At 68.7% G+C, this 12285-nt stretch carries 12 protein-coding genes; 6 read left to right on the top strand and 6 right to left on the bottom strand.

Annotated features, from left to right (window positions below):
* Positions 1 to 23: 23 nt before the first annotated feature.
* The 6 genes from AB7M35_RS21415 to AB7M35_RS21440 all read right to left on the bottom strand — a co-directional run bounded on the left by AB7M35_RS21415 (position 24) and on the right by AB7M35_RS21440 (position 6091).
* On the bottom strand, positions 24 to 965 hold the full coding sequence (locus AB7M35_RS21415) for an ABC transporter permease (RefSeq protein WP_453962526.1): 942 nt from the start codon (positions 963 to 965) through the stop codon (positions 24 to 26).
* Complete coding sequence (locus tag AB7M35_RS21420) at positions 962 to 1732, bottom strand: SDR family NAD(P)-dependent oxidoreductase (RefSeq protein WP_453962527.1); 771 nt, start codon at positions 1730 to 1732, stop codon at positions 962 to 964. The genes AB7M35_RS21415 and AB7M35_RS21420 overlap by 4 nt, the downstream gene beginning before the upstream one ends.
* Positions 1729 to 2529, bottom strand: a complete 801-nt coding sequence (locus AB7M35_RS21425; protein WP_453962528.1) for a BtpA/SgcQ family protein — start codon at positions 2527 to 2529, stop codon at positions 1729 to 1731. The genes AB7M35_RS21420 and AB7M35_RS21425 overlap by 4 nt, the downstream gene beginning before the upstream one ends.
* Positions 2526 to 4064: a xylulokinase gene (locus AB7M35_RS21430; RefSeq protein ID WP_453962529.1), complete on the bottom strand. Its 1539-nt coding sequence runs from the start codon at positions 4062 to 4064 to the stop codon at positions 2526 to 2528. The genes AB7M35_RS21425 and AB7M35_RS21430 overlap by 4 nt, the downstream gene beginning before the upstream one ends.
* Positions 4061 to 4783 (bottom strand): GntR family transcriptional regulator, encoded by a 723-nt coding sequence (locus AB7M35_RS21435; RefSeq protein ID WP_453962530.1) that lies wholly within the window; start codon positions 4781 to 4783, stop codon positions 4061 to 4063. Before AB7M35_RS21435 ends, AB7M35_RS21430 begins: the two co-directional genes overlap by 4 nt.
* 441 nt (positions 4784 to 5224) lie before the next feature.
* A complete protein-coding gene (locus AB7M35_RS21440; RefSeq protein WP_453962578.1) occupies positions 5225 to 6091 on the bottom strand; it encodes a helix-turn-helix domain-containing protein in 867 nt (288 codons plus the stop codon).
* A gap of 118 nt (positions 6092 to 6209) precedes the next feature.
* Between AB7M35_RS21440 and AB7M35_RS21445 the strand changes: the two genes are divergently transcribed.
* From AB7M35_RS21445 to AB7M35_RS21470, 6 genes are all read left to right on the top strand, one after another.
* Positions 6210 to 6752 carry a TRAP transporter small permease gene (locus AB7M35_RS21445; protein WP_453962531.1) on the top strand — a complete coding sequence of 181 codons (543 nt, stop codon included), beginning with the start codon at positions 6210 to 6212 and terminating at the stop codon, positions 6750 to 6752.
* A gap of 58 nt (positions 6753 to 6810) precedes the next feature.
* Positions 6811 to 8112: a TRAP transporter large permease gene (locus tag AB7M35_RS21450; protein ID WP_453962532.1), complete on the top strand. Its 1302-nt coding sequence runs from the start codon at positions 6811 to 6813 to the stop codon at positions 8110 to 8112.
* A gap of 104 nt (positions 8113 to 8216) precedes the next feature.
* Positions 8217 to 9218 (top strand): TRAP transporter substrate-binding protein, encoded by a 1002-nt coding sequence (locus AB7M35_RS21455; protein ID WP_453962533.1) that lies wholly within the window; start codon positions 8217 to 8219, stop codon positions 9216 to 9218.
* A 71-nt stretch (positions 9219 to 9289) separates the two neighbouring features.
* Entirely contained in the window at positions 9290 to 10270 is a 981-nt protein-coding gene (locus tag AB7M35_RS21460) for a VOC family protein (RefSeq protein ID WP_453962535.1), read from the top strand.
* 45 nt (positions 10271 to 10315) lie between these two features.
* Complete coding sequence (locus tag AB7M35_RS21465) at positions 10316 to 11161, top strand: fumarylacetoacetate hydrolase family protein (RefSeq protein WP_453962537.1); 846 nt, start codon at positions 10316 to 10318, stop codon at positions 11159 to 11161.
* 9 nt (positions 11162 to 11170) lie between these two features.
* Positions 11171 to 12151 (top strand): NAD(P)H-quinone oxidoreductase, encoded by a 981-nt coding sequence (locus tag AB7M35_RS21470; RefSeq protein WP_453962579.1) that lies wholly within the window; start codon positions 11171 to 11173, stop codon positions 12149 to 12151.
* Positions 12152 to 12285: the final 134 nt, after the last annotated feature.

Consider the following 12285-nt stretch of genomic DNA (forward strand, 5'->3'; position numbering starts at 1 on the left):
GGGTTCTGGATCTGGCGACCGCGTCAGACGGAAAACGCAGCCTTTTTCAGTACGCTGGCCGATACGCTGACGGATCCGATCACGATCAGGCCGAGCATGATGTCTTGCAGGTAGTAGGGGGCGCCGAGCAGCACGAGGCCGTTGCCCAGCACCGAGATGATCAGGGCGCCGACGAAGGTCCCCGCCATGTTCGGCCGACCCGGCTCGAACATGGTCATGCCGAGGAGCACGGCCGCGATGGCGTTGAGGAGGAAGTCGCCGGCCATCTGCGGCGCGGCGGAACTGAGGTTCGCCACGAGGAGCACGGCGGTCAGGCCGGCGGCGAAACCGGACAGGGTCAGGCCGATCCGCTTCATCCGCTGCGTCGCCACGCCGGCCCGGCGCGCCGCGTCCTGGGCTTCGCCGGTGGCGAGCATGTGCACGCCGAGCTTGAGATGCTTGGTCATGAACCAGGCGACGATCACCACCGCGGCCATGAAGAAGATCAGAACCGGGATGCCCTGCACGCGGCCGCGCGCCAGCGCCAGGAAGGCGGGGTCCCAGCTTCCGACGAAGGCGACGCCGCCGGTGATCATGAAGGCGAGGCCGTTCGCGATGGACGCGCTGCCGAGGGTGGCGATCAGCGACGGGACCTTGGCGACGGTCACCAGCACGCCGTTCAGATAGCCGCCGGCGGTGCCCACCGCGAGGCCGGCGAGGATCGCCAGCGGCCAATAGGTGCCGCCATAGATCAGCCCGCCGGTGACCACCGCCGCGAGGCTGCACAGGCTGGCGAACGAGAGGTCGAGTTCGGAGGTGATCAACGCGAAGGTGAAGCCGAGCGCCAAGATCGTCAGGAAGCTCATCTGCTTCAGAACGTTGAGCAAATTCGCCTGGGACGCGAAGTTGCGCGCGAACAGGAGGAAGAAGATCAGCACCGCGAGGCCGGCGAGCGCGGTCCCGTACTTGGCGATAAACAGCTTCACGCGTTGGCCTCTATGAGGTTTCCGATGGGCGGGAGCAGCTCCAGGCCGCCGGTGACCGGCACCACCGTTCCGGTGATGAAGCTCGCCCGGTCGGAGAGGAGAAACGCCGCCAGGTCCGCGACGTCGTCGGGCCGGCCGAGCCGCCGCAGCGGCGTCCGCGCCGAGGCCGCCGCCTCCAGTCGGGCAAAGGCATCGTCGGGAAAGGCGCCGTGCACCATCTCCGTGGCGATGATCCCGGGGGCGATCGCGTTGGCCCGCACCCCCCGCGGTCCCATCGCCTGGGCGATATTGAACGTCAGCGTGTTGATCCCCGCCTTGGCCGCGCCGTAGCCCGGATTGGCGCCGCCGCTCATCCAGGCGATCGACGAGATGAACACCATCGCGCCGCCGCGCGCACCGGCGACGAACGCCTGGCCCACCGCCCGCGCCATGCGATGGGCGGCGGACAGATTGACGTCGATGACCCGATCCCAGTCGTCGTCGCCCTGGTTGGGAAAGGCGGCGACATGGGAGGTTCCCGCGCAGTGCACGAGACCGTCGACGCGACCGAAGCGGCCGATCGCGGCCTCGACGATGCGGGCGGGGGCGGCTCGGTCGAGAAGGTCGGCCGCGACGAAGAGGTCATCGCTCCCGAGCCCGCCGTCCGACGGCGCCTCCGCGAGGTCGGTGGCGCAGATGCGCCAGCCGTCCCGCTTCAGCGCCACGATGGTGGCGCGGCCGATGCCACCGGCCGCACCGGTGACGAGGGCGACGGGCGCGCCGCTCATGCCGCCAGCGCCGCCGTGAGAGCCTGGGCCCGGTTAGGATCGACCGGGTTCAGCGTCTTTCCGTCCTGCTTGATCGACGTGCCGACGATGAAGGCGTCGGCGACGGTCGCCAGCTGCGCGATGTTGGCCGACGAGACGCCGGTCCCCACGACGACCGGTGTGTCGGGGACCGCCTTCGCGACCGCGCCCACGGCGTTGAGTTCCGCCTCGACGCCGGCGGCCGGGCCGGAGACGCAGACGGCGTCGGCCAGTCCGAGAAACACCGCTCCCTTGGCCGCCTCGGTCACCGAGCGGGTATCGAGGTTGATGGAGAAGCCGGGTGTGACGTTGGAGATGATGGCGATGTCGGAGGCGTCGAGATCCGACCGGAGCTTCAGGACGCGGGCGGCGTCCGGGATGTACTGGCCGAGATCGCCGACATAGGCGCCGGTGAGGAAGCAGCGGATGAAGCCGCCGCCGGTGGCGTGGGCGATCGAGATGGAGGCAATCGGGTCGATCAGCATGTTCACCCCGTGCGGCAGGTCGATCTCGGCCTGGCACTCGGCGATCAGATCCGTCATGGCGGCGACCGTCTCGACCGGCATCTGCTGTCGGTAGGGCATGTCGGACTCGTTGCAGTACATGATCGAATGGAATCCCACGTCCCGGAGAATCCGGGCCTCGGTCAGGGCCTGCCGGACGACCTTGCGCATGCCACCGGCGCGATCGTACAGCGGGGCGCCGGGCAGGGGCAGGGTGTGAACCATGCCGATCAACAGCTTGGCCTCGCCATAGCGGTCCTGAAACAACGTCTTCATGCGGATGCAACTCCCTGGCTCTGAGCGGATGTCCTCGCCGGGCCTGCAAAGCAGCTGCGCCCGATGTCGGCGAGGCGGTGTGAGGTGGTGGCGACGGCCTCGTGGCTCTCCTGGAAGACGGCGAACATCGCGTCGTAACGCGCGCGTGCCGCCGGAGCGGGGTCGAAGCGGTCGAAGTCTGTGGCGATCGTGTCGCCGGCGGTGCCGATGTCCGCGTCGAGACCGAGCCCGACGCGGGCGATCGCGAGGCAGCCCTGCAGTCCCATCTGCCGATCCGGAGCCGCGAGCACCGGCCGGCCGAGGACGTCGGCGCGGATCTGGTTCCAGACGGCGCTGCGTCCGCCGCCGCCGGCGATGCGGATCTCCGTCGCCCGATCGCCGCCGGCGGTCTCGGCACGCTCGAGGACCGTCCGGTTGACGAAGGCGATGCCTTCCATCACGGCACGGACCATGTCGCCCGGTCCGTGCGCCGCCGTGAGCCCGAAGAAGCCGCCGCGCAGGTCGCCGTCCCAGAACGGCGTGCGCTCGCCGTGAAGGTAGGGATGGAACAGCAGCGGCCGGCGGCTCGTCGATCGGGCCAGCAGGGCCGCGAGGCGCTCCGAGAACGGGGCCTCCCCGGGGTTAAGCAGATCGGTGAAATAGGTGAGGGCGTTGGCGCCGTTCTGGCCGGGTCCACCGATCTGCCAGGTCGCCTCGCCCCAGGCGATGGTGATGAGCCCTTCGGCCTCCGCCGGGCGTCCGCTGATCAGGCCGAAGACCTCCGACGACCCCGAGATGCAATAGGCCCGGCCCGGGTGCAGGGCGCCGAGACCGGCAACGCCGGTCCAGGTGTCGTTGCTGCCGCAGAAGACCCGGGCGCCGGCAAGCCGGGCGAGGGGGCCGGGAAGGCCGGGAAGAACGTCGCCGACGGCGTCGTGCGGCGCGCCGATCTCCGGAAGGACGTCGCGGTCGATGCCGGCGACCTCGGCCAGGGACGGCGATCCGCCGCGCAGCGTCGTCACCAGCCAGTGCTGCGAGATCCGATCGGACCGGGCCTGACCGGTCAGCCGCAGGTTGAGGTAGTCCTTCGGGTCCAGAACCAGCCGCGTCGCCGCCCAGGCCTCCGGCTCGTTGTGCTTGAGCCACAACAGCCGCGACAGCGGATGGAACGCGTTCAGATGATCGGCCGCCGGATGCGAGGCGACCGCCGGGCTCGCCAGCGCGTCGCGGGCGGGGCCGAGGGCGCGGGTGTCGCGAAAGCCGATGGCCGGGCGCAGGACCTGCCGGCGCGCGCCGAGGAACACCTGCGTGCGCGTCAATCCGCAGATCGCGACGGCGGTGACGTCGTCGAGGGCGCTCGCGCTCGTCTCGGCGATGTCGCCGACGCAGCGCACGAGCGCCTGCCACCAGACGTCCGGATCCTGCTCCGACCGTCCGGTCGGGTCCTCGTCGAAGGCGAGCGGCACGGTGGCCAGTCCACGCACCTCGCCTGCCGGGCCGAACAGGCAGGCCTTCAGCGCGGATCCGCCGAGATCGACGGCCAGGACGGAACTCATCGGCCAAATTCCTCGGTGGAGCCTGAGAAGGAGAAATAGTAGCGGTCCGCCCGGACGAAATTGTTGGACAGCTCGACCACCCGGCGGGTGGCGTCGCGGGCGATGCGGTGGGTGTTGAAGATCGCCGTCCCCGGCTGGATCCCCATCACCTGGGCGACGTCGGCATCGGCGTTCACCGCCTCCAGCGTCTCGTCGACGTCCGAGACCACCAGCCCGAACCGGGACGACAGCAGGGAATAGAGCGAGGTGTTCTCGAAATCGGAGCGCTTCAGGTCCTGGATGCCGACGTGGCAGAGCACGGAGATCTGAAACACCGTCGGCTGGCCGTTGAGCAGCCGGAGCCGGCGCAGCTCGACGATCCCGCTGCGGGCCTCGGGGCCGAAGATCGCCAGTTCCGAAATGGAGGCGTTGCGGGCGGTGAAGGAGAGGGCGCGGGTGGAGGGCATCTGGCCGTGGGTGCGGCCCTCGGTGTGGAAATCGACCCGGCTGGAGATGGGCTTGCCGATCTTGCGCGACCGGTAGAACGATCCGAGTCCCTGGCGGCGCTCGATGTGGCCGTCGCGTTCCAGCAGCGCCAGCGCGCGGCGCACCGTGGTGCGGCTGATGCCGAAGGTCTGCTGCAGGTGCGCCTCGGAAGGGATCATCGCGCCGTCGCGCCAGGCGCCGGACGCCAGCTCCGTCAGAAGTCGATCCGCAGTGTGCCGATAGAGCGACGTCATTTGTATCTCCCCCCTATCAGTATCGGCGAAGCGGGAGAGACAAGTAAACGGAAACAGGATCCCAAGACGGGGATTTAGGTGAGGGTTTCCAGCCATTTAGGAAATACGCGGCTTTCCACCTGTATCCAGAACAGGTCGGTCTGCGAAGCATGGGGAAAGGCGGAGGAGGAGCCCGAGGACGCCGGTGAGTCTGCCCCGGGCGGCCGACGATCGCGGAACCCCGGCCTTCCTTACCCGCGTGTCCAGCGCCTCCGCGGGCCTCCGTTGCGAGGGGGCAGAGCGCTGCGATCCGCTAGAGCCTCCCGGTGGTGTCTTCGACAGCCCGCCTTGGCCGGGCGCTGCCTGCCAGGCACGCCGTGCCCGCCGAGAGCACCGCCACGCTTTTCCCTGCACCGAGGCGGCCAGAGTATTGGCCCTGACCGTTCCCCGGACTCGGACGCGCTAACGTGCCGGGTCTTCTCCGGGGGCGTTCGGGTCGGCCGCGGGAGGGGGGCTTTCGCTTGCGGCCTCAGCCCGGTCGTCGGCCTCGGCGTTCTCGGCGGCCAGCCGCGCGAGTTCGCGCGAGATGGTGCCCGCCGTCTCCTTCAGTTCCCCGCCGTGCCTGTGAATCGCCTCCTCCATCTTCATCGCCGAGGCGATCCAGATGACGGTGAGGCAGGCGATGGGGCGCTCCGGCGCCATGATCGGGGCGGAGAGGCTCATCGTGTGGTCGTTGAAGCCGCCGCTGCGGTAGCCGAGACCCAGCTCCCGCGTCCGGTTCAGGATGAAGGGAAGCGGCCCGTCCTCGTGATGGTCGACGGCGCCTTCGCCGTACTCGGTGCGTAGCCGCGCGAGGATCTGCTCGCGCTCCTCCGGCGCGATGTTGGCGAGATAGGCGCGGCCGCCGGACGTCTTCAGGACCGGCAGCTCGCGCCCCACCATGCCCAGATCGATGGAGAAGGGGCTGATGTTGTGGGTCGATTCGCGCACCGCCATGCGGTAGTCGCGAAACGTCACCAGGTCGAGCGGCCACAGGATCCGCCGCCCCAGGCGCATCATCTCGGGCACCGCGATCTGCGCGACCCAGTCCTCGTCGCGAAAGCCGGAACTGAGCGACTTGGTGTGGAGCGTCGGCCGCCACTCCTCGCCCGACGGCCCGCGCACGACGAAGCCCATCCCTTCCAGCGTCTCCAGCAGCCGGTAGGCGGTGGGGCGCGGAACCCCGACGAGGCGGGCCACCTCCGAGGCCCGAAGCCCGTTGTGCCGGTTGATCGCCTGCAGGATCTCCAGGCCGCGCTTGAGCGACCGGACGGCACCGAATGTCGAAATGGCCTAGCCTCCCGCCTTGTCCGCCTGTCGGACATCCAGGGTCGGAACGTTGCAATCGGACCGACCCAAGTCAAGGCTGCCGCACCCTCATGACGTCGGTGGGGGTGGGAGGAACCGAATGAAAAAGTTTGAACAGCGCGTCGCGGACGTGGCCCGCGGGCTCGCCCTGATCGGTTTCTTCGGGTTGCTCGTGCTCGCGTCGATGACGACCCTCGACGTGCTGCTGCGATGGCTGTTCAACGCGCCGCTCCAGGGCGTCAACGACGTCAGCTCCGTCGTCATGGCGGTCGTGATTGCCGCCTGCATCCCCGCCAACCTCGCCATGAAGCAGAACATCACGGTCGAGGTGATCGGAACCATGGGCGGTCCGGGCCTGCAGCGCGCGTTCGACGTCGTCGCAAGCACCCTCACCATGATCTTCATCGCGCTGATCGCCTGGCAGTTCGTGCCGTTCGCCAGCGGGCTGAGGGAGACCGGGGAGCGGACCTGGGTGCTGGCCTGGCCGGTCTGGCCGTGGTGGGCGGTGACCTCGCTGATGATGGTGCTCGCCGCCATCGTCCAGGCCCTGGTGCTGGTGACGGACGTGGTGACGCTGTTCGCCGGCGACCGCGGCGAAGCGGCGAAGGCCCCGCACGCGCACGGCCCCGACCCGCTTCTCTGACCGTTCCGACCGGTCGTCTTCCCCGGCGTTTTCCCCGTCCATCAAGGAGCCCTCCCGAATGGACCCGCTGCTCATCGCGCTCCTCGGCTTTCTCATCATGCTGGCGCTCATCGCCGTGCATGTCCCCATCGGCATCGCCATGGCGCTCGTCGGAATCTCGGGCTTCGGCCTGATGGTCGGGTGGGCTCCGGCCGTCACCCTGATGGCGACCGAGCCGGCCTCGGCCATGTCCAATCTCGACCTGGCGGTGATCCCGCTGTTCATGCTGATGGGCAGCCTCGCCGCAGCGGGAGGGCTCGCCAGCGACATCTACAACCTGGCCTACGCCCTGGTGGGCCATCGCCGCGGGGGGCTGGCCACCACGACGATCGTGGCGAGCGCCGGGTTCGGTGCCATCTGCGGCTCGGGGGTGGCGACGACGGCGACCTTCGGCCGGGTGGCGCTGCCGGAGATGCTGAAGCGCGGCTATGCGGCCGACCTGGCGTCCGGCTCGATCGCCGCCGGCGGCACCCTCGGCATCATCGTGCCGCCGTCCTCCATGATGATCCTCTATGCCGTGCTGACCGAACAGTCGGTGCTGGACCTCTTCATCGCGGCGATCATTCCCGCCGCGCTTGCCGTCGCCCTGCACATCGTGGCGATCCAGATCAAGCTGAGCCGGGATCCGGACGCCGGTCCGCGCGGCGAGAAGTCGACGCTGCAGGAGCGGCTGCGCGCCTTGCGGGAGGCGTGGGGCGTGATCCTGCTGGCGGTGGTCGTGATGGGGGGCATCTATTCCGGCGTCTTCACCGTCAACGAAGCCGCCGCCGTCGGGGTCGTCATCGCGTTCGTCATCGCGCTTCTGAAGCGGCGCCTGAGCTGGCAATCCTTCGTGCGCGTGCTGGCCGAGGCGAGCGCCGGCACGGCGATGATCTACATCATGGTGTTTGGGGCGACGATCTTCTCGTACTTCATCGCGGTCACCGGCGGTGCCGCCTACCTGGTGGGCGTGATCTCGGCGCTTCCCGTGCCGCCCGAAGCCATCATCTTCGGATTGCTGGTGCTCTACATCTTCCTCGGCGCCTTCTTCGACGAGGTCGCCGCCATGGTGATCACGCTGCCGTTCGTGATCCCGGTGATCCAGACGCTCGGCTACGACCTCGTCTGGTGGGGAATCGTCAACGTCGTCGTCATCGGCATCGGCATGCTGACGCCGCCCATCGGCATCAACGTCATGGTGCTGAACTCGATGCACAAGTCGATCAGCCTCGGAACGATCTACCGGGGCATCCTCCCGTTCCTCTGCGTGGATCTCGTGCGGCTGGCGCTTCTGGTCCTGTTTCCGGTGCTCACGCTCTGGCTTCCGCGCGTGCTCGGATGACCTGCTGTTCACGAGGCGGACAGCAGTGCCGTCGGCGCTGCGGTTCCCCGGCGCGTGATCTAGCGTCGGCGTCATTCAGACAAACAAAGAAACGGGAGGACGCAATGAAATCCATGGGAGTGGCGCTGACGGTCTCGCTTGCCGTCGCACTCGGCGCAGGTTCTGCGCACGCGGAGACGCTCCGCTTTTCCAGCTTCGAGCCGCCGATCGCGCACGTGACGGCGAAGATCCTGACGCCCTGGGCCAAGGACGTGAGCGACGCCTCGAACGGCGAGCTGACGATCCAGATGTTTCCCGGCGGGACGCTCGGCCGCAATCCGGCGCAGCAGCTGAAGCTGGTGGAAGACGGCGTTGCCGACATCGCCTGGGTCATTCCGGGCTACGTTCCCGGCCGCTTCCAGGAGGGCACGGTCTCCGAGCTTCCGTTCCTCGTTCCCAACTCCACGGTCGGCTCCGCGGCCATGTGGGAGATGTACGAGAAGGGCCTGTTCAAGGGCGACTACGACAAGTTCAAGATGATCGGGGTGCTCGTCTCCTACCCGAATTTCGTCACCTCCACGAAGCCGGTCCGGGAACCGGCCGACATGGCCGGACAGAAGTTCCGGGCGCCCGGGCCGACCATGCTGAAGGCGATCGATGCCCTCGGCGCGGTGCCCGTCGGCGGGATCACCGGCCCCACGGCGGCGGAGAGCCTCAGCCGCGGCCTCATCGACGGCACCTTCACCCAGTGGGGCGCCATGGAAACGTTCCGCATCGGCGAGGTGGTGAAGCACTGCAACATCATGCCGCTCGGCGGCACGCCGATGCTCGTGGTGATGAACAAGGAGAAGTACGACGCGCTGTCCGACACCGCCAAGGCGGCGATCGACAAGTTCTCCGGTGCGGCGTTCTCGGAGCGGTTCGGCAAGTCCTTCGACCAGAACGTGGACGAGGCCAGGGAGAAGATCGTCTCGACCTATCATCCCGAGGTGATCGAGCCGGACCCGGCGCTGGTGACCAAGTGGAAAGCCGCCCTCGAGGTCGCGACCACCGAATGGATCGCCAACAACCCCGACGGACAGCAGATCTACGACGCCTTCTCAAAGGCGCTGGCGGATCACGAGTAGGGCCCTCCGGCCCGACCGGGGCGGGTTGCATCGCCGCAGCTGCGGCGGTGCCAGGACGAGGAGCAGAGGACATGACGCTCGCATCCCTTGGCTATATCGGCGTTCGCTCGTCGCGCACGGCCGACTGGCAGAGCTTCGCGACCAACCTCCTGGGCATGCAGCAGGTCGATGCCGGCGGGTCGGTGCGGGCGTTCCGGATGGACGACCGCAAGCAGCGGCTGATCGTGACGGGAGACGGATCGGAAGGTCTCGACTTCATGGGTTGGGAGGTCGAGACGCCGGACGCCCTCGAAGCGCTCGCCGCGCGTCTGGAGGATGCCGGCGTCGCGGTGACGCTCGAGCGATCCGCTCTCGCGGACGAACGGCACGTGGCCCGGCTGATCTCGTTCCGCGATCCGGAAGGCAACCGCCTGGAGGCGTTCTGCGGCCCGGCGATCGCCTCGGAGCCGTTCCGGCCGGCGCGTCCGATCACCGGGTTCAAGACAGGCACGCTGGGCATGGGGCACGCGGTGCTCCATGCCCGCGACGTCGATGTCCTGCTGCCGTTCTACAGGGATCTCCTCGGCTTCCAGGTCACCGACTACGGCCTGCAGCCCTACAAGCTCTACTTCTTCCACCTCAACGGCCGCCACCACAGCTTCGCCATGGTCGGATCCGGCCGCCAGGGCATGCATCACTTCATGGTGGAGCTGCTGGCGCTGGACGACGTCGGCCAGGGCTACGACATCGCCCAGCAGGAAGACGGCCGGCTGGCCTACACGCTGGGCCGCCATTCCAACGACCACATGTTGAGCTTCTACGCGAACTCCCCCTCCGGCTTCTTCGTCGAATATGGCTGGGGCGCGCGGGTGATCGATCCCGCGACCTGGGAGCCGCACGAGACCTTCGACGGGCCGAGCTACTGGGGGCACGATCGCCTCTACATGCCCGAAGGGTCCGCCGATCGGGAGCGCCTGCGCGCCATGCGCATGGACGCGGCCCGGCGCGGCCAGCGCGCCGCCGATCCGCAGAGCAACTGCGCCTGGCTCGACAGCATCATTGCGCAAGAGTGACCGCGCCCGAGATCCGGTCGTCCAATCAAAAAAGGTAGTCTGAATATGCGTGTGTGTTCCTACATTCTGCCCGATGGCGTCCCGTCGTTCGGCGTGGTCGACGGCGATCACGTCCGGGACGCGGGCGCGGCGTTGCGCTCGCGGTTCGCCGACGTCAGGGCGGTTCTGGCCGCCGATGCGCTGAAGGCGCTCGAGGCCGCCGACGGGGATCGCGTTTCCCTCGACGCGCTCACGCTGCTGTCGCCGGTGCCGAACCCGGACAAGATCCTGTGCATCGGGCTCAACTACATGACCCATATTCGCGAGACGGGACGCGACGCGCCGAAGAAGCCCTCGATATTCACCCGCTATCCCTCCTCCGTCGTGGGCCACGGCGTGCCGCTGGTCCGCCCGAAGGCCTCCGACTGGTTCGACTTCGAGGGTGAACTCGCCGTCGTCATCGGCAAGCCCGGCCGGGCGATCCCGGCGGAGCGCGCAATGGAGCACGTCGCCGGCTATTCCTGCTTCAACGACGGCTCGGTGCGCGACTTCCAGCGCCACACCACCCAGTTCTGGGCCGGCAAGAACTTCGACCGCAGCGGCTCCATGGGGCCCTGGCTGGTGACGGCCGATGCGCTCGCCGATCCCGCCGCCCAGTCCATGACGACCCGGCTCAACGGCGAGGTCATGCAGTCGACGCCGATCTCGGATCTCGCCTTCGATATTCCCGCGCTGATCGAATACATCTCGACGGTCACGGAGCTGCTGCCGGGCGACATCATCGCCACGGGCACCCCGAGCGGCGTCGGCCTGTTCCGCGAGCCCAAGGTGTTCATGCAGCCGGGCGACGGGATCGAGGTGGAGATCACCGGCATCGGAACGCTGGCGAACCCCATCGTGGCGGAGGACTGAGCGGTGCCCATGAAGGCGGTGACGATCCGCGAGCCCGGCGGCCCCGAGGTGCTGGTGCTCGACGAGATCGATGTTCCGACCCTGGGCTCCGGCGAGGTCCTGATCGAAGTCAGGGCGGCCGGGGTCAACCGGCCGGACCTGTCCCAGCGCGCCGGACGCTATCCCGTGCCCGCCGATGCGAGCCCGATCCCCGGGCTCGAGGTGGCGGGCGTCGTCGCCGCGGTTGCCGTGGACGTCGACGGCGTGCGGCCGGGCGACCGGGTCATGGCGCTCGTCCACGGCGGCGGCTATGCGCAATTCTGCAAGGTCGATCACCGGCACGTCCTGCGGCTCCCCGACGGCCTCGACTTCGTGGCGGCGGCGGGGCTCCCGGAGGTGATGCTCACCGTGGAGTTCAACATGGTGATGCGGGCGGGCTTGCAGGCCGGGGAGACGGTGCTGATCCACGGCGGCTCGTCCGGCATCGGGTCCCACGCCATCGCCCGGGCGCGGTCGCTGGGCGCCATCCCCATCACCACGTCGCGCGGCGCGGCGAAGACCGCCTATTGCGCCGAGACCGGCGCCGAACCTGCGATCGACAGCAGCGCCGGGGACTGGCCGCAGGCGGTGATGGCGGCAACCGGCGGCCGCGGCGTCGACGTCGTTCTCGACATGGTGGCGGGCGCCTACGCGGCGATGAACATCGCTTGCAGCGCGGACGACGGACGCTATGCGCTCATCTCGCTGCAGGGCGGTCGCGAGGTGACCATCGACCTCGAACCCGTTCTCCGCCGCCGGCTGAAGATCATGGGCTCGACGCTGCGGCCGCTCTCGGCCGAGGCCAAGGCGGCGATCGTCGACACGGTCCGGCGCGACGTGCTGCCGCTGGTCGCCGAAGGCCAAATGCGGCCGCACGTGCACGCGACGTTCGATCTGGCGGATGCCGCCGAAGCGCACAGGCTGATGGAGCGCGGCGCGCATTTCGGCAAGGTCGTGCTGACCGTGTCGTGAGCAACGACGGCTCGAGGCGGAGACGACTGCCTCGAGTAACCGCTCCCGCGCTCAGCGGCCGTCCTTGGCGGCGGCGACCATGTTGCGGGCGATGACGATCTGCTGGATCTGGGTGGTGCCCTCGTAGATCCGGA

The organism is Amorphus suaedae, assembly GCF_053629675.1.

Excerpts from the sequence above, each read along its gene's own strand:
- AB7M35_RS21420 (WP_453962527.1), bottom strand. The coding sequence starts at position 1,732 with ATGAGCGGCGCGCCCGTCGCCCTCGTCACCGGTGCGGCCGGTGGCATC.
- AB7M35_RS21425 (WP_453962528.1), bottom strand. The coding sequence starts at position 2,529 with ATGAAGACGTTGTTTCAGGACCGCTATGGCGAGGCCAAGCTGTTGATC.
- AB7M35_RS21430 (WP_453962529.1), bottom strand. The coding sequence starts at position 4,064 with ATGAGTTCCGTCCTGGCCGTCGATCTCGGCGGATCCGCGCTGAAGGCC.
- AB7M35_RS21435 (WP_453962530.1), bottom strand. The coding sequence starts at position 4,783 with ATGACGTCGCTCTATCGGCACACTGCGGATCGACTTCTGACGGAGCTG.
- AB7M35_RS21445 (WP_453962531.1), top strand. The coding sequence starts at position 6,210 with ATGAAAAAGTTTGAACAGCGCGTCGCGGACGTGGCCCGCGGGCTCGCC.
- AB7M35_RS21450 (WP_453962532.1), top strand. The coding sequence starts at position 6,811 with ATGGACCCGCTGCTCATCGCGCTCCTCGGCTTTCTCATCATGCTGGCG.
- AB7M35_RS21455 (WP_453962533.1), top strand. The coding sequence starts at position 8,217 with ATGAAATCCATGGGAGTGGCGCTGACGGTCTCGCTTGCCGTCGCACTC.
- AB7M35_RS21460 (WP_453962535.1), top strand. The coding sequence starts at position 9,290 with ATGACGCTCGCATCCCTTGGCTATATCGGCGTTCGCTCGTCGCGCACG.
- AB7M35_RS21465 (WP_453962537.1), top strand. The coding sequence starts at position 10,316 with ATGCGTGTGTGTTCCTACATTCTGCCCGATGGCGTCCCGTCGTTCGGC.
- AB7M35_RS21470 (WP_453962579.1), top strand. The coding sequence starts at position 11,171 with ATGAAGGCGGTGACGATCCGCGAGCCCGGCGGCCCCGAGGTGCTGGTG.